Genomic DNA, 20,838 nt, shown 5'->3' with positions numbered 1-20,838 from the left:
TGCGTCGCTGCACCTACAGGAACCAGCGGTATTCGCGGGCATCTATGTGGTGCATGAAGTCCAGCTGCTCCTGGTATTTGTTTTCGCAATAAACCATCACGAACTCGCTGCCCAGGCCTTGGTTGACCACTGGGTGGTGACGCATGGCGGCCAGGGCGCTGAGGGCATCCTTGGGGAAGTCGATGCCGCTCTGGCGGTTGTCGTTCAGCGGGGCGATGGGCTCCACGCCGCGGTCCAGGCCATGCTCCATCCCGGTCAAAATGGCCGCCAGTACCAGATACGGGTTGGCGTCGGCGCCAGCGAGGCGGTGCTCGATGCGCAGGTTGCGCGGGTCGGACTCGGGGATGCGGATGCACGCGTCACGGTCTTCGAACCCCCAGCTGGCCTTGCTCGCCGCGTTGACCATGGCGCCATAACGTCGGTATGCATTGTGGTTGGGGGCAAAGATCGGCATGCAGTGCGGCAGCAATTCCAGGCAGCCTGCCACCGCATGGCGCAGCTTGCGCTGTTCGCTTCCCGCCAGGAGGTTATTGCCGGCGGCGTCGTACAGGCTGACGTGTACATGCATGCCGCTGCCTGGCGCGTCCAGGTAGGGCTTGCTCATGAAGCTGGCACGGTAACCGTGCTTCATCGCGATACCGCGGGTACTGCGGCAGAACAGTGCCGACCAGTCCGCCGCACTGAGGGCATCGTCGCTGTGCGAGAAGTTGATCTCGAACTGGCCTGGGCCCAGCTCTGCGGTGATGACGTTCGCCGGCACGCCCTGCTCGTTGGCGCCGTCGACCATTTCGTGCAGGACCGACGAGAAGCGCGACAGCCGCTCGATGTGCATGTTCGGTTGATCGTCTTCATCCCCGGTTGCCGTGTCGCGTGGATACTGTGGCAGGCCGTTATCAAGCTTGCGGTCGAACAGGTAGAACTCCAGTTCGAACGCCACCACCGGGCGGATGCCACGTTTGGCCAGACGCTGAAGCACACGCGCCAGCACTTCACGGGGCTCGAACTCGATCGGCTTTGCGGTGCCGTCGGACGTGATCAGCATCTGGGCGATCACTTCCTTTTCCCAACGCACCGGCTTCAGCGTACCCGGCACCAGGCGCCGGGCGGCATCCGGGTCGCCGTCGGCGAAGCAATAGTCCCCAATCGGGTAAAGGCCGCCCTGGGTACCCAGCAGCACGCAGTTCTGCGGCAGCTTCAGTGGCGCACCGGCTGCGACCTTTTCCAGCATGTCCATGGGGTAGCGCTTGCCGTAGAAGTGCCCGGGGATGTCCAGCGCAATCAGGTCGACATAGCGAATTGCCGGGTGTTCTGCTCGGAACGAGCGCACTTCAGCCAGCAGATCCGGAAAGATGACACTCATCTTCTTATCCTTGTGAGGTGAACGAATTCAATTGAAGACCCAGAGCACACGGGTGGCTTTATCCGTCAGGTTGGCGTAACGGAACGGCGCATGGGGTTGCAGCTGGAAGCAGTCGTTGGCCTGCAGGGTCACGGTATCGCCCTGGTCCAGCCACACCGTGAGTTCGCCCTCGAGCACGAAACAGCCCTGCTCGGAACGGTCGCTCAAGTACGCCTCCCCACTGGTGGCGCCCGGCTCGAGATGGCTGTCGAGCATGGCGAAGGCGCCTGTGATGGTCGGCGAAGCCAGCACGTCGGTGATGCCCGATTCCAGGTACAGCGTGCGCCGCTCGTTAGGGCGCGTGACCCAGCCAATGCTGCGGGGCTTGCTCAGGTTGTAGAAGTACGCGGTTGATACGCCGAGCGCTTCGCTGATAGCGGTGAGGTCTGCCACGGTCGGGCGCGAAACGCCGCGCTCGACCTGGGAGAGAAAACCCACCGAACGGTTGATGCGCCCGGCCAGTTCACCCAAGGTCAGGTTCTTGAATTTGCGCAGGTCGTGAATAAGGATCGCGAGGGCTTCAACCTCTTCGTGCATCTTCATCGTTTCGGACTGCCGTGAAATTTTTAGACTTATTTTTCATGAAAATTTACATGAAAATTTTCACGCGTCAAGCCAAACGATGGAAATGTGCAGCCGCCAGCAGAGGGCTTGCTGCGCAGCGTGCCGGATTGGCTGCGGTGGCGCGGGTTTCTTTACAGGCGCTCGGCGAGTAGCCTCGTGGCTTAATCCTCCAGCCCGACCACGTCCATCGCCATGCCAAACGGTTTCCCTGATTTGCCCTCGCTCAATGCGCTACGTGTGTTCGAAGTGGTTGCTCGCCACCTGAATTTCCGCCTGGCCGCCGAAGAGCTGGGGGTGACCCAGGCGGCAGTGGCACAGCAGATACGCGGGCTGGAAGCGAGCCTGGACCTTCGTTTGTTCGAGCGCCTGCCCCGGGGCCTGGCACTGACCGATGCGGGCCTGGGCTACAGCGGCAGCATTCGCAGTGCCTTGGCGATGATCGATGAGGCAACCCGCCTGCTGCGGCCACAAGCGTCTCACCTGACGGTCAGCGTGACACCGACCTTTGCCTCCAAATGGCTCATTCCCCGGCTGGGTAACTTTGCGCAAAGCCATCCGGACATCGATTTACGTGTACTGGCCACCGATCGGCTGTCCCACTTCAATACTGACGGCGTGGATATCGCAGTCCGCTATGGCAAGCCCGACTTCGGTGCGGGTTTGAACAGCGAACTGTTGATGGACGAGCGTATCGTCGCCGTGGCCAGCCCAACGCTGTTCGAAGCCGGCAAAGCCCCCGCCAGCTTCGAGCAGCTTCAAGCGTTCACCCTGCTTCACGATGCCCATGATTTCTGGCCTCGGTACCTCGCACAACTGTTCCCGCAGCACGGGCAAGCGACTGCCAAAAACCTGCGGTTCAATCAGACCTCATTGGCCATCGATGCGGCCATCAGTGGTCAGGGTATTGCTTTGGCAAGCCTGGCGTTCGTCAGTGATGACATCGTCACGGGCAGGTTGACCCAGGTCTTCGCTCAGCAGCTCAGGCTCGATAAGGCGTTCTATCTTGTGTGGCCACGAAAGATGCAGCAGCCGGATTCGCTAGGCATTGTCCGGCGCTGGTTCAAGCAACAAACAGGCAATAGTTAATTTACTGCATCAGTAAAGTTTAGCTGTCTCCCTCACCGCCACTTCTGCTGCTAATTTTAGTGCTTCCAGGCAATCATCCATTCGCATTACGGAGGCAGCATGTCAGTAGAAAAAGTTGCGATCATCACGGCAGGTGGCAGTGGTATGGGTGCCGCAGCAGCGCAGCGCCTGGCCGCTGACGGGTTCAAGGTTGGCATCCTTTCCTCCTCGGGCAAGGGCGAAGCACTGGCTGCCGAGCTTGGCGGTGTGGGTGTAACAGGTAGCAACCAGTCGGTTGAGGACCTAAAACGCCTGGTCGATGCCGTGGTGGAAAAGTGGGGGCGCATCGACGTGCTAGTCAATAGCGCCGGCCATGGTCCGCGCGCGCCAATCCTGGAAATCAGCGACGAAGACTGGCACAAGGGCATGGACACCTATCTGCTCAATGTCATCCGCCCGACGCGCCTGGTAACGCCCTACATGCAGCGCCAGAAAGGGGGCGTGATCATCAACATTTCCACGGCTTGGGCGTTCGAGCCGATTGAGCTGTTCCCGACGTCTGCAGTGTTCCGCTCGGGCCTGGCCGCATTCACCAAAATCTTCGCCGACCAATTCGCCGGGGACAACGTGAGGATCAACAACGTCCTCCCCGGCTGGATCGACAGCCTGCCAGCCACCGAACAGCGCCGCGACAGCGTGCCGCTCAAACGCTATGGCACCCGCGAGGAAATCGCCGCCACCATCGCGTTTCTCGCCAGCGAAGGCGCTGCCTACATCACCGGGCAGAACATCAAGGTCGATGGCGGCGTGACACGTAGCGTTTGATTGTCTGTCGGCCCGCAGGCCAGTCGACTGAGCAGGCCAAGGCGTTTACGCTGGCGCTTTCCCACCTGCACGGAAGCGCCAATGACAGAGACATACCAAGGAAGCTGCTTGTGCGCAGCAGTCTCTTACCTGCTACTCACCCCACCCAAGGCAGTGAGCCACTGCCACTGCAGCCGGTGCCGCAAAAGTCACGGCGCCGCATTCGCTTCGTACGGCAGCATTCCGCGCGGTATGCTGCGAATACTGCGCGGCTCTGCCAGCATCAAGGCCTTCTCTTCATCACCGACGGTTACGCGCGAGTTCTGCACGGAGTGCGGCTCGACCTTGTTCTGGTCACGCGCCCAGGGTGAGTTTGCCGACTGGATTTCGATAGCGCTGGGAACGCTTGATACGCCGTTCCTGCCCAGGAAGCAGAAACATGTTCACGTCGACGCTGCTGCCCCTTGGTACTCTCCCTGCAACCCTGACTGATCACCCAGCGCAGGACCAATAGAGCAATCACGGCTAGGCACCTCAGTGCCTGAACAACGGATGCTAGCGCTTACCGCACCTTCCAGAGATTCCGTTCGTTGACTGACTCACAGCACAACCCGAGCTACATGAAACGGTTCGAAACCGTGCTTGCCTACATCGACAGCCACCTCGAAGGTGACCTGTCGGTGAATGCCTTGAGCCGCATCGCCAACTTCTCGACGTTTCACTTCCATCGGCAGTTCACGGCCTACATGGGCGTTCCGGTTTCACGGTATGTGCAACTGATGAGGCTTCGACGCGCAGCACATCAACTGGTCGCCTCGCCCGCGACGCCCATACTGGAGGCCGCATTCGGCGCCGGGTTCGAAAGCCCCGAAGCCTTTGCCAGAGCGTTCAGGCGCGCCTTCGGCATGGCGCCGAGCGCGTTCGCCAAGGCGCCGAACTGGCAGGCCTGGAGTGCGGTATTCAATGTTCCTCACCGTTCCAGGAGTATCACCATGCAGATCCGTATCGTGCATTTCGCCCAAACCCGCGTGGCCGCGCTCGAACACCAGGGGCCGCCCGGTCTGGTCAGCGAAAGCGTCGCGCGTTTTCGCCAATGGCGCATGCAAAGCGGCCAGTCGCCTGTGACCAGCAGCCGTACTTTCGGTATCCCCTACGACAACCCCGACACCACCCCGGCCCACGCCTTTCGCTTTGCCGTGTGCGGCGAGATAGAAGAGGCGGTGCAGCCCAACGATTTCGGCGTGCATGAACGGGTTATACCGGCAGGGCGTTGTGCCGTGATTCGACATACCGGCTCGCCTGACTACATTGGCGAAACCATCTACCCGCTTTATCGTGACTGGCTGCCATCGAGCAACGAAGAACTGCGTGATCATCCGTTGTTCTTTCATTACCTGAGCGTCTATCCGGAAACACCACTGGAACAATGGCAAACGGACATCTACGTGCCGCTGAAGTAGGCGGCTGGGCCATGGGTAGCCGGCGTAGCCAACTTGGCCGGCCCAGGCGCATGGCCGGGCAACCGGCCCGGGGATCAGATACGTACCCTGGATGCCTCGCCATGCGTCTGGAGGCGTGTTTGCTTGCGATAAAAGGCGTGGATTGCCCACACCACCCCCACGAACAACAAGGCTGTACCAAGCGCTTCCATAGGAGACGGCCAGCGTTGGTTTATGAGCAGGCCCATCGTAGTTGCATAAATGGTCCCGCTGGCGATCAATTGCCCGCTCAGCGCCAGCGGAAGACGCCGCGTTGCGATTGACCATGCCCAGGCACCTGCAAGGGTGGCCCCCAACCCCTGAATCAGCCCACAGACGATCAGCGCCTGAGTACCTGCCAAACCGCTTGGATGGCTAGCGAAATGAGACAGTTTCAAGTGCAGCCCAACCGGGATGAACGCCAGCATTTCGACGCTGCACATGAAGATCAACATGGCTGACCACAACATGGGAGACATGCTTGGGCGCCGAGCCAACGCACTTTCATTCAACAGGCCAAAACCGGTCCAGAATGCGATTGCCAGCAACGATGCAAACAGCCCAAGCAGTAACGACGCGGTCGGGAGCACTACCGCCGCACGGCTAGCATCAAACACGCTCAGATTGACCAGGCTGATGCCCAGGGCCGCCACCAGCAGTGGCCCGGCAATGGCGCGCCAAGGCACGCTGGCGCTGCGCATGTTGCCGGCAATCGCGAGCACGATCGGTACTGACCCCATCATCACCGGGGGGATCACCGGCCCGGCTGCCAAAACCGCAGTGGTGATCAGGAAGAAGTAGCCAATGTATCCCAAGAAGCCCAGCAGTGCGGCACAGGCCCAGTCATTCAGTCGCAATTGCCGCACTTCGCTGCGGTAAGCGAACAGCACCAGCAGGCTACCTAACCCGGCAAAGGCATAGCTCACCACCGCCAGGTCAAAAAGGCTGTAGTCGCCGACCAGCCCCGGAAAGATATAGAGCAGCGACCAGGAAAAAGTGGCGGCAATGGCCGCTAACAAGCCCAGGGTCATACGCTGTACTCCTGCCGTTGGATCCAGCAATGAGCTATTTGCCGGGCAGTGTCGAATACCCGCATGTCCTGGCCCATCGCACCGCTGACAAAACTGCCCTCCAGCAAGATAAACAACCCTTGGGCAACTGCGTCAGGGTCGTTTATACCGGCGCTTACGGCCAAGGCAGCAAGGTTTTCGCGTATCCCTTGCTTATGCCGGCTCACTGCCAAATGCACGGGGTGGCTGAACTGGGGGAATTCAGCCGCACTGTTAACGAACAGGCACCCCCGCTCGCTATCTTTCAAAAGAAAGCGTTCATACAAATCGAAAAAAGCGAGCATGCCACTGACCGGCTCAGGATGCCCAGCCAGGGTGCGCGCTACCTCTTCACGCCAGCGTCGGTCACGCTCCTCAAGGCACGCCACTATCAGCGCATCCTTGGAGGGAAAATGACTGTAGAGCGTCATTTTGGTAACGCCCGCCATCGCGGCAATGGCCGTTACCCCCGTCACATATAAACCTTGCGACAGAAACAGCTTCATCGCGGCATCAATCAAGCGCTCACGGGTATTGTCCAATTCAAGGCACTCCGGCAAAGGCACGGAGTTGACTATACTGACCGGTAAGATTCAGGCGCATCCAGATACGACCTGAAGCATGGTCGCTACGACATAGACTGCAGCAGTAAAAACTAGGCCTTCGGCATTTTTGGCAGCGCCGGGGCTGATTCCACCGTCAGGAGGGATGCTTCATCGGGCTTAAGGAGAGAGCCGTGTTTCCCATGAACGTGTGGTTCGCCTATGACCGGTCTGCTTTCGGCTGCGCTCAACCCCAAGCCAGGTTTGTTCGTGCTGGCGTTCATTCCCCAGTTCGTCGACCCCGCACGCGGGTCGGTCAGTGTGCAGATGATGGTTTACGGCCTGTGGTTCGCTGCACTCACTGCATTGGGGTTTGCCTTGATGGGCATTTTCGCCACGGGGCTGTCTCGCTACCTGTACCGGCGGCCACGACTGGTGAATGGGCTGAACGTGGGCGCAGGCCTCACCTTCGTCGCGTCTGGCGTTTCGATTGCGGCGTTGAGCCAGAGATAGCAAGCAGGAAAGGGCGGCGGGGCTGCGTATGAGCCCCGCACTTCATCACGATGCAGAAGCCTCGTCGGCCAGCTTCGCATGGGTGTTCAGTTCCTCAGCGATGAAGGCCGAAATCATCGCCCTGTAGACCTGCTCCACCACCTCAGCCGAGGCACCGGTTTCGTCAGCCATCTCACGAACCTTCTTGATCACTTGCTCGACCCGGGCAGGCGCACGCACATCATCGGTGGTTTTCTTGAAGCCTGCTGCTTGCGTTACGAGCCTTCCACGTTTGGCGAGAAGCGAAACGAGGCTGCGGTCGATTTCATCAATCCGTTGACGGACTTCGTCCAGAGAGGTGCAAGGTACATCCATTTGCTTGACTTCCTTTTCATGAGCCTGCGCTGGATTGAAGCAGGCTGTCGTGGGTGATCGGGTCGTGCAGTGTAGCTGCTATGCCAGGTCTGCTTAACGCGCCTCAGAGGGTGTAACGCCGCAGGGATATCCCAATCCATTTCGAATAACCAGCTCACGCCTGCGTGGCGCAGGTCGCGAAAATGCAGATCCTCCACACGAACCATCTTTCGCACAGGCTCAAGCAGCCTGCTGGCGGGCGAAGGTTTGGGGCTCTTGGTAGACCAGGACATCCTTTTTCTTGAGGTGGATCTGGACGGGATAGATAAACGTCCAATCGGCCTTTTTCCTTGCTCTGATCGTTGCCATGATTCCCGGTGGTATGAGCATGATTGGCGGAGGCCATTCCGGCTATTTGTCCGGTCTGGGCTATTTCAGGGAGACTCTCGGTGCATCATCCCGGGAGCGTCGATGTTGACCTTGCCCCCTTGGCATAGGCGGTCAGCACTTCTTCACGGGCCGCCATTCGCTTCAGATAACCGGCCACATTGGGCAATGTCTGGATATCCACCTGCAATTGAGCGTGGATGCGCAGCCAGGGATAGATGGCCATGTCGGCAATCGAGTACATCCGAGCAATGAAATCGCGTCCGGCCAAAGCCTTTTCCACTGTGTTGAACAAATGGACGGTTTGTTCCTGATAGCGCGATCTTGCGTACTCGTTGCCTTCGGCCTGTTGATGAATGAAGTGATAGTTCTGCCCGGCCATTGGCCCCAGGCTGCTGATTTGCCAGGCCAGCCAGTGGAGCACCGCATAGCGCTCAGGCCCTACGCACGGTAGGAATCGCAAGTGCTTTTCCGCCAGATATTGAAGGATAGCTCCGGACTCGGGCAGGATCAGCGCCTGATCGTGATCGACCAACAACGGGATCTTTCGGTGGATTGTCAGGCGGGCGAAGTCCGGCTGGTGTTGTTCACCCTGCGCCAGGTTTATCCGACGGATCCGGTAAGGCACGCCAAGCGCCTCTAGCATGATCAGGATCTTGTGACCATTGGCCGTCGGCGCGAAATAAAGTGTGTACATGGATACGGCTCGCAAAAACCAATCAGTGGCGGGAGGGGCAATCGGCGCGGTTGAGCCCGGCCCGTTCCGCCAGGGCTCAGGCAATCGGATAACGCTTGAACAGATCGGTCTGTTCCAGGCGGGCTGCATGGGCATTGATGGCCGGGAAATCGCTGGCCTTGACTACGTCGGGCAGCATCAACTGCATGAACGACCAGGCTACCGCACAAGTGACCTCAACCTGGTCTGGGCGCACCCCGTGCGACGCTTGTGCCGCCAATTGTTTGTCCAACTCCGCGCACGCCGCCAGCAACTGCCGGGTGACGCGTTCGACCCAGGGCTGATGAAGCTTTTCCGCCGGTCGAAGATTGTGTTCATAGACGATCTGGACGGTCTTCTCGCATGCCGCCAGCGCCAGCCCCAATGTACTCAAAGCTCTGGCCAGCGCCTGCGGTTGACTTGGCAATAGCTTGCTCCCGGGTGAGCTGAGGGTCTCGAAATAATCGATGATCAGCGTCGAGTCCATCAGTACGGAGCCGTCATCGAGCAACAGAGTCGGCGCTTTGACCACCGGATTGATCCTCGAAAACTCTTCGAATGTGCTGAACACCGACAGTGGGGCATGTTCGAACTCGATGCCTAGAAGGTCCAGGGATATAGCTACCCGGCGAACGTAAGGTGAATCCAGCATCCCAATGAGTTTCATCGATAGTTTCCTTGATTGATGTTGATCTCTAATGCCGTTGTCTGGCGTTTGAACAGCAGGGGAACGGATACGCCGGGTGCTGCTTCTGTGCCCTGACTGGCTCCAGCTGCAGAAGACCTTCCCCATCAATCAGCGCTAGCCCGGCAGACAATTTCACGCGCTCGCCGGGGCCAATCGCGAAGTCGACACCGTCCGCGCTGATCCAATGCTTGCCGCTCACCGCACGCGTGTAGATGTCGTGAGCAAACCGCACCGAAACCCATTGCGCGCTGGTCAATGAAATCTGCAACCACTGGTGGTCTTCACAGTCAGGATTACCCGTTGTCATTTGCCGTGCTCCCCCCCGCACCGTCTATGGCTCCAGTCCTCTTGCCAGTCGAAGACTTTACCGTCACTTACATTAATGAGAGCCTTGCCACTTATAAATCAGTTTTTTTTTCCACTATTTGTAAGAAACACTTACATGTCGAATATTCCTCCAATCACCTGCCTACGCTGCTTCGAATCGGTTGCAAGGCTGGGGAGCGTCACCGCAGCCGCCAAGGAACTGCATGTCACCCATTCGGCCATCAGCCAGCAGATCAAGGTGTTGGAAGAGATGATCGGCGTCACCCTGTTCGTCCGTGAGGGACGGGGTCTGCGGGTCAGTGAGGACGGACGACTGTATGCCTTGCAGATCCGCGAATGCTTGGGCGGAATCGCCGAAGCCACGCGACTGATCAAGACGCAACCCAAGTCAACGGAACTGGTGGTCGCCGTTCTCCCTTCGTTCGGATTCAGCTGGTTGTTGCCCCGCTTGCCACGTTTCCAGCAATTACAGCCGCATATCAGCGTCCGGCTGCAGGCCAATCTGGCGTTATCGGACCTGACGCGGGAATCTGTCGACGTAGGGATCCGCATGGGCAAGGGCGACTGGGACGGGGTGGAGCAGCATCTGCTCTTTCATGACGAGACGCTGGTGGTTGCCGCTCCGCACTTCAACGGCGGGGTGCTACCACAGACCCCTGAAGAGATCATCGGCAGCAACATTGTTTTCAACATGGAATCATGGCAACCGTGGTGTCAAGCGGCCGGGCTGGATAGGGAAGTCCCACGCATCGGCCTGTGCAGCAACGACTCCAACCTGGTACTTCAAGCCGTGCGCTTGGGCCAGGGGATCGCTCTGGAGCGCCGCAGCCTTGTGCACGACGCGATCCAACGAGGGGAGTTGGTGCAACTCTCCCCCGTGATCGCTCCCTATCCCTACCCGTATTGGCTGGTATTACCCAACCGCGAGCGTTCGGAAACAAAGCAGCAGGTGTTCTCAAGTTGGCTGACACATGAGGTCGCTGCATATCTGAACGAACTGGATCATGGCAGCAAGACGGTACGATGATGGCCGATTGTTGCCCTTGCCAAGGGGCTGCTAACCGACCCGGAGCGGACGGTCATGGCATTGGGTTCGGTGGGGGCCTTGAGGTGTTCGTCATGAGGTTTTTGGTGGTTATCAGACCGAGCGCCGCCCGCGCGGCGCATCGCGAGCTGGCGCTCGCTCCTACGTTTTTTTCGGGCCAATTGTTCCTAAGGATTTTGCGCGCGAACGTCTTGGCGCATGGCTGGGAATCGCGTCGTACAAATCAGGCGGGTCTGCCGCTTCGTCTTACCCAGCGGCCGGGCTTTCTCGGCTTCCACCAGGTAGCGATCAATCATGTCCTTGATTGCGTGCCCTCCACGGTTGGCCCGCTCGATGGCACCATGCCCTGCCAACTCTGTCTCTCGTCGCTTCGCCCAAGCCTGCGCTGCCTGCTTACGGGCGAACGCCTGGGCTTCTTGATAGACTAGGACACCTTTTTCTTGAGGCGGATCTGGACGGTATAGCTGACCGTTCCATCGGCCTTTTTCCTTGCTCTGATTGTTACCATGATTTCCGGGGGTACAAGCGTGAATGGCGGTGCTACCTCGCACCACTGTCTCACCAAAAAACCCGAAAAGTGGTACATAAATGCGTAGACCAGAATGCCCCTAGAATTAGCATCAAAGCCACAAACCACGCGCCCTGAGCCGTCACGCCGCTTCAGCGTGGCACCGATGATGGACTGGACAGACAGACATTGCCGGTTCTTCCTGCGCCTGCTCTCCCGGCAAACCCTGCTCTACACCGAAATGGTCACCACCGGTGCCCTGCTGCACAACGACGCCCACCGTTTCCTGCGCCACGATGCTTCTGAGCACCCGTTGGCCCTGCAACTGGGCGGCAGTGTGCCGGCCGACCTGGCCGCTTGTGCGCGCCTGGCTGAAGAGGCGGGCTACGATGAGGTCAACCTCAACGTTGGCTGCCCGAGCGACCGGGTGCAGAACAACATGATCGGCGCGTGCCTGATGGCTCACCCGGCGCTGGTGGCCGACTGCGTGAAGGCCATGCGTGATGCCGTATCGACGCCTGTGACGGTGAAGCACCGCATTGGTATCAACGGCCGTGACAGCTACGCCGAACTGAGCGACTTCGTCGGCCAGGTGCGTGAGGCCGGCTGCCGGAGTTTTACCGTGCATGCACGCATCGCGATTCTGGAAGGGCTGTCACCGAAAGAGAACCGCGAGATCCCGCCGCTGCGCTATGACATCGCAGCGCAGTTGAAGAGGGACTTCCCGGACCTGGAGATCGTGCTCAACGGCGGGATCAAGACCCTGGACGAATGCCAGGCACACCTTGAAACCTTCGATGGCGTGATGCTGGGGCGCGAGGCGTATCACAACCCTTATCTACTGGCCGAGGTGGACCAGCAACTGTTTGGCAGCGATGCGCCGGTGGTCAGCCGTAGCGAGGCATTGGCGCAACTGCGGCCTTACATCGTGGCGCATATGGAAAGCGGCGGTGCGATGCACCACGTTACCCGGCATATTCTGGGGCTGGCCCAAGGATTCAAAGGGGCGCGGCGCTTCCGCCAGTTGCTGTCGGCAGACATTCACAAGGCGACTGAACCCTTGGCGGTGTTTGACCAGGCCGTGGAGTTGTTGCAGGGGCGGTGACCTCAGAAGGAGGGAACCTCGGGCTTGCTTGCGACTCGAATCTTCACCTTTCCTACAGCCCTGTGCGGACCAGCGGGTCCGCAGGGTTTCGGCGGCCCTTGAGCGGCTGCCGGGGCTCGGGTAATGTCGAGTAAATGCACAGGACAGAGCACGCCCATGACCTCCAAGCTGGAACAACTCAAGCAGTTCACCACCGTGGTCGCCGACACCGGGGACCTGGACGCCATCACCCGCCTGAAGCCGGTCGATGCCACCACCAACCCGTCGCTGCTGTTAAAGGCTGCTGCCATCCCGGGCTACGCCGATCTGCTCAAGCAGGTGAAGGCCGACGCCAAGGGTGATGTCGACCTGGCCTGCGACAAGTTTGCGGTGGCCGTGGGCTCGGGCATTCTCAAGGTCATCCCGGGGCGTATCTCCACCGAGGTGGATGCACGCCTGTCGTTCGATGAGCCAGCCCTGCTGAACAAGGCTCGTCAGCTGATTGCGCTGTACGAGGCGGCCGGAGTGCCAAAAGAGCGTGTGCTGATCAAGCTGGCCTCCACCTGGGAAGGCATTCGCGCCGCCGAGAAGCTGGAGAAAGAAGGTATCCAGACCAACCTGACCCTGCTGTTCTCCTTCGCCCAGGCCCAGGCTTGCGCCGATGCCGGGGTGTTTTTGATTTCGCCGTTCGTGGGCCGTATCTACGACTGGTACAAGAAGAGCACCGGCCAGGAATACGTGGGCGCCGAGGACCCAGGCGTGCAGTCGGTCACGCGCATCTACAACTACTACAAGGCCAATGGTTACAACACCGTGGTCATGGGTGCCAGCTTCCGCAATATCGGCCAGATCGAACAACTGGCCGGCTGCGACCGCCTGACCATCAGCCCCGAGCTGCTGCAGCAGCTCAGTGATGACCAAGGTGAGTTGCCGCAGGTGCTGAAACCGGGCAACGCCGGTGAAGCCAAGCAGCACCTGAACGAAAGCCAGTTCCGCTGGGCGATGAACGAAGACGCCATGGGCACCGAGAAACTGGCCGAAGGTATCCGCCAGTTTGCGCGGGACCAGGAAAAGCTGGAGAAGTTGATGGCTGAAAAGGCCTGATACAGTTCGGGTTTGCCCGACGGGCGGGAAGAGCTCAGTATTTTCCGCCCGTTTTGTTTGCCACGCCTTAGTTGTGTATTGAATTCTCGGGCCTGTTCGCGGGCAAGCCCGCTCCTACACCGATCGAGGTGAGGGCGGGCTTGCCCGCGAACAGGCCGCCATAGCCACCCGAGCTGTCGATGACCTCCCCTAACCCGTTGCCCCTCGTACTCGCCGGCCCGGTACTGCGCCGCCTGGAACCCCAGCGTCTGGCCATCTGGCTGGTCACTACCCAACCGCTGCAGCCCGAATTCGTCTGCCCGGCAAGCGAGGCCCAAGTCGATTGCCAGGTGGTGCCGATAGGCCGGCACGCCTACGTACACCTGCTGGACATCCAATTCGCCAGCCCCCTGCCCTGCAACCAGCTGCTCGACTACGACCTGCTGATCAACAGCCAGGGTATCGCCGACTGGGCGCCGCACCTGCTCTACCCGGGCGCCCAGCGCCCAAGCCTGGTGCTGCGTGAGCGCCTCGACCACTTGCTGCACGGCTCCTGCCGCAAGCCGCACCACCCTGCGGCCGATGGCCTGCTGTGCGCCGACCGCCTGCTGCAGGCGTGCAAGAGGCCCGAAGACCGCCCCGCCGTGCTATTGATGACGGGCGACCAGGTTTACGCCGACGATGTCGCTGGCCCCATGTTGCGCGCCATTCATAGTCTGATCTCGCGCCTGGGCCTGTTCGACGAGCAACTGGAGGGTGCGGTGGTAGCCGACAGCCAGGCGCTGTACCAGCACCCGGCCAGCTACTACCACCGCGCCGACCTGCTGCCGGCGCTGGAGCGCAACGACACCCTGCGCGAGCGCTTTTTCGGCGGCAAGCGCAAGCCGATCTTCTCGTCCAGCAACGCCGACAACCATCTGGTGACCTTGGCCGAAGTCATGGCCATGTACCTGTTGGTGTGGTCGCCGGTGCCTTGGCAGCTGGTGGACCTGGGCATCCCCAGCGGGCTCAGCGACGAGCATCAAGCCCGATACCGGCATGAGCTGCCGCTGATTCAGGGGTTTGCCGACAATCTAGGTCAGGTGGCACGGGTGATGGCCCACCTGCCCTGCCTGATGATCTTCGACGACCACGACATCACCGACGACTGGAACCTCTCGGCGCAGTGGGAGGAAACGGCCTACGGCCATCCATTTTCGCGAAGGATCATTGGCAACGCCTTGCTCGGCTACCTGCTCTGCCAGGCCTGGGGCAACAACCCGGACGATTGCAATCCGCTGATCAAACAGTGCCAGGTGCTGACCCGCCAGAACCAGGATGAGCTGATTGGCGAGCTGCTGCGCTTCCAGGGTTGGCAGTTCAGCCTGCCTACAGAACCACCGCTGCTGGTCCTGGACACCCGTACGCGGCGCTGGCGCAGCGAAAGCAACCTGGCCAAGCCGTCCGGCCTGCTGGACTGGGAAGCGCTGAGTGAATTGCAGCAAGCACTGCTCGATCATCCCTCGGCGGTTATCGTGTCACCTGCGCCGATTTTCGGGGTGAAGCTGATTGAAACGGTGCAGAAGGTGTTCAGCTGGCTGGGCTACCCGCTGCTGGTGGATGCCGAGAACTGGATGGCCCACCGCGGTGCAGCACAGGTCATCCTCAATATCTTCCGCCACTCGCGCACACCGGGCCACTACGTTGTGCTGTCGGGGGATGTGCATTACTCGTTCGTGTATGAGGTGCTGATTCGCCACCGCCAGCGCAGCCCGCACTTGTGGCAGGTGACCAGTAGCGGGATCAAGAACGAGTTCCCTCGGCGTTTGCTGGATGTACTGGACCGGCTCAACCGCTGGTTGTATGCGCCGCGCTCGCCGCTCAACTGGTTTACCAAGCGCCGAGAAATGGAGGTGGTGCCGCGTACGCCCAGCCACAGCAAGGCCGGGGAACGGCTGTGGAATGGTGCCGGGCTGGGACAGGTGTTTTTTGATGAACAGGGGCGGCCGGCGCGGGTGTATCAGCTGGATGCGGGCGGGGGTGAGGCTACAGAGTTTAGAAACCGGGAGTAGTGAGATTCAGAGTTTTTACAGCCTGTGCCGGCCTCTTCGCGGGTAAACCCGCTCCTACACCTGATTGGGGGTGGACACACATTGGTGTTTGGGCGCAGGCCGTCGTAGGAGCGGGTTTACCCGCGAAGAGGCCGGCACAGGCTATAGATCAGCCCCGCTCCAGCGCATTGACCAGGTCATGGAAGGCTTCGCGGTTGGAGTCATTCAGGCCCATGAGGATCTTGTGCGCCTCCAGCACCTTGGAGCGCACCACCTCTTCACTCTGGTCCTGCGACGGCAGGTCGGTCAGGCATTCGGGGCAGGGAATCGGCCGATCGACGATGTTGAACACCTGATCGAAGCCCATCGACTGCAATAACCGTGAAATGTCTGGATTGGTAGTCACCACAGTCGGCAGCAGACCCACCTTCTGCCGCGACAGGATCGACAGCTTTGCCAGAAGGCCCAGCGTGGTGCTGTCGATACTCTCGGTTTCAGTCAGGTCGATGACAATCGCCGAGAAGTTCAGCGCAGTGAAAATCTTCTCGATCGTCGCATCCAGCGCCGAACACAGGGTCAGGCGCACTTCACCAACGAATTTCAGTACGAAGGTACCGCTCTGCTCGGCGAACTGAATTCTACCGGTACTCATTGAAGGTTCCTGCTCAACACCAATAGGGCGATATCATCCGGCATCTCCCCAAGCGTAGCCAATCCAAATCGTTGACGCAGCCCATCCAGACTGCCACCTGCTGCCTTGACGATCTCCGGCAAGGCGGCTTCTTTATCTTTGAGCGTATCACCCGGCAAAAGGTCCAGAATGCCATCGGACATCAGGCTGAGGCTGAACTGCGGGGGCAGTTCCACCACCAGGTCCTGGTAGGTGGCCTCATCGAACAGCCCTACCGGCAGGCCACGGCCTTCCAGGTAGCGTGTGTGCTCGGGGGTGTACAGCACCGGCAGCGGTAGATGGCCGCCAACGGCGTAGGTCAGCAGGCCGGTGTCTTCGTCGATGACCCCGCCCACCATCGTCACATGCTTGCCCAGCTTGCAGTTGATCAACCCACGGTTGATATGGCTAAGCACCTGCGAAGGTTTGAACTCGCGCATCTTGCCGCCACGTTTGAATTCGAACAACAGCCGCGTGGTCATGAACTTCAGCAGGACGGTGACGAACGCTGATGATGCACCGTGCCCGGAAACATCGGCGAGGTAGAAGGCGATACGCCGTTCGTCCACGCGGAAGTAATCGGCAAAGTCACCCGACAGATACAGCGACGGGATGATCTGATGCTCGAAAGCAAACTCGCCGGCCACCCAGGGGCTTTCCGGCAACATGTTCATCTGCACCTGGCGACCGGCGGTCTGGTCCTCCTGCAGCAGGTGCAGGCTGGCCTCCAGTTCGCGGTTGGCGGCTTCGAGCTTGTCGCGGTAGCGCTGGTTTTCCAGCACAAGGCGCGAGCGGTCGAGGGCGCGGCGCACCGAATGCTCGAGTACGGCCAGGTCTTCCAGCGGCTTGATGAGGTAATCGGCGGCGCCCAGGCGCAACGCTTCCACCGCATCACTCATGACGCCGGCACCGGACACCACGATCACCGGCAACTGCGGCGCACGCTCGCTGACCTGACGGATCAGTTCGAGGCCGCCCATCTGCGGCATGCGCAGATCGCAGATCACGAGGTCGGGCTGGTGTTCTTCGAAGACCTGAAGCCCCTGCTGGCCATTACCGGCCTGGAGGACGCTGAAACCACTGTCTTCAAGGTAGGCGGCGAGGCTAGCACGGACCACGTCGTCGTCATCGATGATCAGCAGCGTTGCACTGGTTTTCTGCATGTGGGCGAACGGCGCCGATTTAGGTTGGTGCAGCGGTGTCGGCAAGGCAGACGGCCAGCTACGGGAATTCTTTATGGTCACACTCTACTTGAGTTGTAGGACAAGAACACCTGCCCGGCAACTGTTCAGAGGTACCTTGTAAGGCGCAGACGGTACTCCCATCCGGCAGGGGTTTCAAGCATGCAGGGGTCGACCTCGCTGCTCTTTACAGGGCAAATCACCGGGAGTTATAAGAAAGTCGACCAGCGCAACCCGACGGGAAGGATGCAGCATGCCTCACACGCCCTCCAGCCACAGCGAGAAACGCGACTTCATTCGTATGCGCATCGACACCGAGGTCAGCCTTTTGCACGAAGGCCAGGTGATTGCGGCGGTGTGCCTGGACCTGTCCAGCGGCGGCATGCAGGTACAGGCGCCGCAGCATTTTTTGGTGGGTGATCGCATAGAGGTGCGGATCGACTCCGACCATCCGGCACTGAAGGGATTGCATGCCAGCACCGAAGTGGTGTGGATTGCCGACCAGCCGGGCGGGCAGCAGAAGTTCGGGCTGCGGATTCTGGCCATGCATTGAACAAGGGGCCGCATTGCGGCCCCAGGTTCACAGATCAGAAGTCGTCTTCGACCTCGCCATCCTTCACCTTGAACTCGCGGTTCTGCAGGTAGGCGTTACGAATGAAGATGTACTTGTCACCCTGAATCAGCTTTTCGGCCGAGAGCAGGCTGGCGCGGGTGTCGATCACGTCCAGCGCGAAGATCGAGTTGCGCGTAGGCACGTGGTCGATGTAGCGATAGGGTTTGGTGTAGGTGTCCGGATACTTGGCCACGCCGTCACGCACGGTGCTTGGGCCCAGCAGCGGGATGACCACATACGGCCCGCTCGGCACACCCCAGTAGCCCAAGGTCTGGCCAAAGTCTTCGTCATTGCGCTGCAGGCCCATCTTGGTACCCACATCGAAGAAGCCACCCAGGCCGAAGGTGGTGTTGACGATCAACCGCGCCGTATCCACGCCTGCCGCATGCGGCTTGAGCTGCAGCAAGTCGTTGGCCAGGTTGGTCACGTCACCCAGGTTGCGAAAGATGTTGTGGATGCCATCTTCGAGGAACTGTGGAGTGACCGCCTGGTAGCCCTTGGCCAATGGTTTGAGGGCATAGGTGTCGAGGGTATCGTTGAAGCGGAAGATCGGGCGGTTGACCGCTTCCCAGGGATCTTCCTCGGTGGCGGCCTGAGTGGCAGCCACGGGCGCCAGCAGCATGCTGGCGCAGACACAGGCCTGGGTGACTCGTTCGATCACACTGGCACCGATCCTACGCATAGGTGTTTCTCCATCGAATTTCTCGGCCGCAAGCGCAACAGGTCGCGCTGCTATCAAGGCGGCAGTATAGAGACTTGCGGGCTGATAAACAGCTTTACACATTTTTGCTCAATATTTTGTGAACAACTGTTGCACAGAGGCCGTTGTCACAGGACGGTAACAATCAACGCATAGCCTTCGAACCATTTGGGGGAAGTTGCCATGGACACTGCGCCCGCCTTCACTGCTGTACTGTTCGGCTTGCGCGGCTGCCTGGTGCAGGCCGCCAATGGCGCTCCCTCACCCGCCCCCGGCGCCCTGGCCACTCTTGCCAGCCTGCGTCAGCGCCAAGTGCCGTGCATCTGGCTGGATGACCTCAATACCACGCAAAGCGAACACCTGGCCCATGTACTACCCGACTGGCTGCCAGGGCATTCAGTCAATGGTGTGCACTGGCCAGCGCCAAACGCTTGCTGGCAGGCACTGATGGCTCTGGATAGCGAGCGCCTGGATGGCTGCGTATTGGTCAGCGGCGACCCACGCCTGCTGCAGTCTGGCCTTAACGCCGGCTTGTGGACGGTAGGCCTGGCCGCCTGCAGCCCGTTATGCGACCGCACTTCTGCACAATGGCAAGCCATGAGCCCGCAAGAGCAGGATCTGGCGCGCAGCAAGGCGACGCTGGCGCTGTTCAGCCTTGGCGTGCACTCGGTGATCGACCATCTGGAAGCGCTGGACACCTGCCTGCAGGACATCGCCCAGCGCCGACGCAAGGGTGAAAAACCCTGATACAGCACCCTTGACGCGGATCATGCAAATCGGCAGCAGGTAGATTACCCTGAAGACAGGCCAGAACCTTTGCCACGTCGCCGAGGTCCATGGCTTGCCAAGCCATTGATGGAGAATAGCCAATGCCTGCCCGCGAATTGCAAGAGCGCCTGAACAGCTTGCGCGAGCAACTGGACCGCAACGCACCGCTTTCGGAAGAAGAGCTGGCCGCCCTGCACGATGAGGCGCGCCAGATCGAGGCGCAACTGAAACTTGAGGAAGCCACGCCAGACAACAACCTGGTGGACGGCGTGAACCTTGCGATCGAACGCTTCGAGGCCGACCACCCCGACCTCACAGCCACCCTGCGCAGCATAGCCAACTCGCTGCACAGCATGGGGATCTGAAATAGCGGGGGGCCGCAAAGCGGCCCCCTGTATTACTGCCGAACCAGGCGCTTGTTATCCGGGCTGATCGCCCCGGTGCTGCGGTACGGGTTGATGTCCAGCCCACCGCGGCGCACATAGCGCGCATAGACCGTCAGGTGCTCCGGCTGCAGCAGATTCTTCAAGTCCAGGTAAATCCGTTCCACACACTGCTCATGGAAGTCGGCATGCTGGCGGAAGCTGATCAGATAGGTCAGCAGGCTGGCGTGGTCCAGCGCCCTGCCCTTGTACTCGACCACCACGCTGCCCCAATCCGGCTGGCCGGTGACCGGGCAGTTGGACTTCAGCAGATGGCTGTGCAGGGTTTCTTCCACCACCCGCTCCGGGTTGCAGCGCAACAGCTCTGGCTGCGGCTGCTCGTAGTTGCTGATGACCACGTCCAGTGCATCGATGCACTGCCCCGGTAAAGCCACCACACCCTGGGCTTCAACCTCGGCCAACGTGCGAACCTTCACCCCCACCGGCTTGCCGGCAGCGGCGGACAGGTCTTTTTGCAGGCATGCCTGCAACTCGCCCAGCGAGGCGAACACCGTCTGGTTCAGCGAGTTGAGGTACAGCTTGAATGACTTGGACTCAATGATGTTTGGCGAATCAGCCGGGATGGCGAACTCGCCGATCGCCACCACCGGCTTGCCCGAAGGCAGCAGCCAGCTCAGCTCGAAGCAGTTCCAGTAATCCACCCCCTGCCAAGGCAAGGTCTGTGCAGTAACGCCCAGCTCGGCCCACTTGGCAGTACGCGGGATCGGGAACAGCTGTTCCGGGGAGTAGGTGGCGATGTATTCGCTGGACTTGCCCAGCGGGGAATGTTCGGCAGCGGGATGCATGGAAACTGACCTAGAGGTTCGGATTTACCTCTAGTCTAACGGTTTTGCACCCCGCCTTGCAGGG

At 60.2% G+C, this 20,838-nt stretch carries 23 protein-coding genes and 3 pseudogenes; 12 read left to right on the top strand and 14 right to left on the bottom strand.

Translation table 11 applies throughout. From position 1 onward, the window contains the following. Positions 1-13: 13 nt before the first annotated feature. Positions 14-1,360, bottom strand: a complete 1,347-nt coding sequence (locus tag ACF8EA_RS04980; protein ID WP_392521208.1) for a glutamine synthetase family protein — start codon at positions 1,358-1,360, stop codon at positions 14-16. Between the two features lie 27 nt (positions 1,361-1,387). Continuing rightward, on the bottom strand, positions 1,388-1,942 hold the full coding sequence (locus ACF8EA_RS04975) for a helix-turn-helix domain-containing protein (protein WP_392521207.1): 555 nt from the start codon (positions 1,940-1,942) through the stop codon (positions 1,388-1,390). Positions 1,943-2,155: 213 nt separating this feature from the next. Here ACF8EA_RS04975 and ACF8EA_RS04970 point away from each other — a divergent pair, with 213 nt between their 5' ends. The 4 genes from ACF8EA_RS04970 (at position 2,156) to ACF8EA_RS04955 (ending at position 5,292) form a co-directional block, all read left to right on the top strand. Continuing rightward, on the top strand, positions 2,156-3,049 hold the full coding sequence (locus ACF8EA_RS04970; protein WP_392521206.1) for a LysR substrate-binding domain-containing protein: 894 nt from the start codon (positions 2,156-2,158) through the stop codon (positions 3,047-3,049). Positions 3,050-3,148: 99 nt separating this feature from the next. Continuing rightward, on the top strand, positions 3,149-3,853 hold the full coding sequence (locus ACF8EA_RS04965; protein ID WP_103444012.1) for an SDR family oxidoreductase: 705 nt from the start codon (positions 3,149-3,151) through the stop codon (positions 3,851-3,853). 81 nt (positions 3,854-3,934) lie between these two features. Continuing rightward, positions 3,935-4,324, top strand: a complete 390-nt coding sequence (locus ACF8EA_RS04960; RefSeq protein WP_392521205.1) for a GFA family protein — start codon at positions 3,935-3,937, stop codon at positions 4,322-4,324. A 128-nt stretch (positions 4,325-4,452) separates the two neighbouring features. Then, a complete protein-coding gene (locus ACF8EA_RS04955) occupies positions 4,453-5,292 on the top strand; it encodes a GyrI-like domain-containing protein (RefSeq protein ID WP_103444010.1) in 840 nt (279 codons plus the stop codon). A gap of 74 nt (positions 5,293-5,366) precedes the next feature. On the opposite strand, the gene ACF8EA_RS04950 is transcribed toward ACF8EA_RS04955, so the two are convergent. After that, positions 5,367-6,341 (bottom strand): DMT family transporter, encoded by a 975-nt coding sequence (locus ACF8EA_RS04950; protein ID WP_021785388.1) that lies wholly within the window; start codon positions 6,339-6,341, stop codon positions 5,367-5,369. Then, complete coding sequence (locus tag ACF8EA_RS04945; RefSeq protein ID WP_392521204.1) at positions 6,338-6,901, bottom strand: TetR/AcrR family transcriptional regulator; 564 nt, start codon at positions 6,899-6,901, stop codon at positions 6,338-6,340. Before ACF8EA_RS04945 ends, ACF8EA_RS04950 begins: the two co-directional genes overlap by 4 nt. Before the next feature lie 222 nt (positions 6,902-7,123). Here ACF8EA_RS04945 and ACF8EA_RS04940 point away from each other — a divergent pair. Next, a pseudogene (locus ACF8EA_RS04940) lies at positions 7,124-7,414 on the top strand (LysE family translocator); the annotation flags it as partial. Between the two features lie 45 nt (positions 7,415-7,459). On the opposite strand, the gene ACF8EA_RS04935 reads toward ACF8EA_RS04940, so the two are convergent. The 5 genes and pseudogenes from ACF8EA_RS04935 to ACF8EA_RS04915 all read right to left on the bottom strand — a co-directional run bounded on the left by ACF8EA_RS04935 (position 7,460) and on the right by ACF8EA_RS04915 (position 9,844). Further along, positions 7,460-7,768: a chorismate mutase gene (locus ACF8EA_RS04935; RefSeq protein WP_012053142.1), complete on the bottom strand. Its 309-nt coding sequence runs from the start codon at positions 7,766-7,768 to the stop codon at positions 7,460-7,462. Positions 7,769-7,990: 222 nt separating this feature from the next. After that, positions 7,991-8,116, bottom strand: a pseudogene (locus ACF8EA_RS04930) (site-specific integrase); the annotation flags it as partial. A gap of 85 nt (positions 8,117-8,201) precedes the next feature. Beyond that, complete coding sequence (locus tag ACF8EA_RS04925) at positions 8,202-8,831, bottom strand: glutathione S-transferase family protein (RefSeq protein WP_392521203.1); 630 nt, start codon at positions 8,829-8,831, stop codon at positions 8,202-8,204. 76 nt (positions 8,832-8,907) lie between these two features. Further along, positions 8,908-9,516: a glutathione S-transferase gene (locus tag ACF8EA_RS04920; RefSeq protein ID WP_021785393.1), complete on the bottom strand. Its 609-nt coding sequence runs from the start codon at positions 9,514-9,516 to the stop codon at positions 8,908-8,910. A 28-nt stretch (positions 9,517-9,544) separates the two neighbouring features. After that, positions 9,545-9,844, bottom strand: a complete 300-nt coding sequence (locus tag ACF8EA_RS04915; protein WP_392521202.1) for a hypothetical protein — start codon at positions 9,842-9,844, stop codon at positions 9,545-9,547. Positions 9,845-9,979: 135 nt separating this feature from the next. Between ACF8EA_RS04915 and ACF8EA_RS04910 the strand changes: the two genes are divergently transcribed. Then, positions 9,980-10,891 (top strand): LysR substrate-binding domain-containing protein, encoded by a 912-nt coding sequence (locus ACF8EA_RS04910; protein ID WP_392521201.1) that lies wholly within the window; start codon positions 9,980-9,982, stop codon positions 10,889-10,891. Between the two features lie 248 nt (positions 10,892-11,139). Here the strand turns inward: ACF8EA_RS04910 and ACF8EA_RS04905 are convergent. After that, positions 11,140-11,417 (bottom strand): annotated as a pseudogene (locus ACF8EA_RS04905) (site-specific integrase); the annotation flags it as partial. Between the two features lie 94 nt (positions 11,418-11,511). On the opposite strand from ACF8EA_RS04905, the gene dusA reads away from it, so the two are divergent. The 3 genes from dusA to ACF8EA_RS04890 all read left to right on the top strand — a co-directional run bounded on the left by dusA (position 11,512) and on the right by ACF8EA_RS04890 (position 15,635). Then, positions 11,512-12,522, top strand: a complete 1,011-nt coding sequence (gene dusA, locus ACF8EA_RS04900; RefSeq protein ID WP_392521200.1) for a tRNA dihydrouridine(20/20a) synthase DusA — start codon at positions 11,512-11,514, stop codon at positions 12,520-12,522. Positions 12,523-12,678: 156 nt separating this feature from the next. After that, the gene (tal, locus tag ACF8EA_RS04895) at positions 12,679-13,605 is read left to right on the top strand and encodes a transaldolase (RefSeq protein ID WP_021785403.1); all 927 of its coding nucleotides are present in this window, start codon (positions 12,679-12,681) and stop codon (positions 13,603-13,605) included. Positions 13,606-13,784: 179 nt separating this feature from the next. Next, complete coding sequence (locus ACF8EA_RS04890) at positions 13,785-15,635, top strand: alkaline phosphatase D family protein (protein ID WP_392521199.1); 1,851 nt, start codon at positions 13,785-13,787, stop codon at positions 15,633-15,635. A 148-nt stretch (positions 15,636-15,783) separates the two neighbouring features. Here ACF8EA_RS04890 and rssC read toward each other — a convergent pair whose 3' ends face one another. After that, positions 15,784-16,266, bottom strand: a complete 483-nt coding sequence (gene rssC, locus ACF8EA_RS04885; RefSeq protein WP_021785405.1) for an anti-sigma factor antagonist RssC — start codon at positions 16,264-16,266, stop codon at positions 15,784-15,786. Next, positions 16,263-17,447 carry a two-component system response regulator RssB gene (gene rssB, locus ACF8EA_RS04880; RefSeq protein WP_021785406.1) on the bottom strand — a complete coding sequence of 395 codons (1,185 nt, stop codon included), beginning with the start codon at positions 17,445-17,447 and terminating at the stop codon, positions 16,263-16,265. The genes rssC and rssB overlap by 4 nt, the downstream gene beginning before the upstream one ends. Before the next feature lie 271 nt (positions 17,448-17,718). Here rssB and ACF8EA_RS04875 point away from each other — a divergent pair, with 271 nt between their 5' ends. Then, entirely contained in the window at positions 17,719-18,018 is a 300-nt protein-coding gene (locus ACF8EA_RS04875; RefSeq protein ID WP_392521198.1) for a PilZ domain-containing protein, read from the top strand. Positions 18,019-18,052: 34 nt separating this feature from the next. Here the strand turns inward: ACF8EA_RS04875 and ACF8EA_RS04870 are convergent, their stop codons facing one another. After that, complete coding sequence (locus ACF8EA_RS04870; protein WP_021785408.1) at positions 18,053-18,760, bottom strand: VacJ family lipoprotein; 708 nt, start codon at positions 18,758-18,760, stop codon at positions 18,053-18,055. A 201-nt stretch (positions 18,761-18,961) separates the two neighbouring features. Here ACF8EA_RS04870 and ACF8EA_RS04865 point away from each other — a divergent pair, with 201 nt between their 5' ends. Together ACF8EA_RS04865 and ACF8EA_RS04860 are read left to right on the top strand one after the other, a co-directional pair. Then, positions 18,962-19,525 (top strand): hypothetical protein, encoded by a 564-nt coding sequence (locus ACF8EA_RS04865; RefSeq protein WP_053870451.1) that lies wholly within the window; start codon positions 18,962-18,964, stop codon positions 19,523-19,525. Positions 19,526-19,647: 122 nt separating this feature from the next. After that, complete coding sequence (locus tag ACF8EA_RS04860; protein WP_392521197.1) at positions 19,648-19,911, top strand: DUF4404 family protein; 264 nt, start codon at positions 19,648-19,650, stop codon at positions 19,909-19,911. Positions 19,912-19,943: 32 nt separating this feature from the next. Here ACF8EA_RS04860 and queF read toward each other — a convergent pair whose 3' ends face one another. After that, positions 19,944-20,774, bottom strand: a complete 831-nt coding sequence (gene queF / locus ACF8EA_RS04855; RefSeq protein WP_392521196.1) for an NADPH-dependent 7-cyano-7-deazaguanine reductase QueF — start codon at positions 20,772-20,774, stop codon at positions 19,944-19,946. Between the last annotated feature and the right edge of the window lie 64 nt (positions 20,775-20,838).

Origin of the sequence: Pseudomonas sp. YQ_5, assembly GCF_043103305.1 — a bacterium.
GTDB lineage: Bacteria > Pseudomonadota > Gammaproteobacteria > Pseudomonadales > Pseudomonadaceae > Aquipseudomonas > Aquipseudomonas putida_Y.
This window is presented reverse-complemented; position numbering and strand designations above follow the sequence as displayed.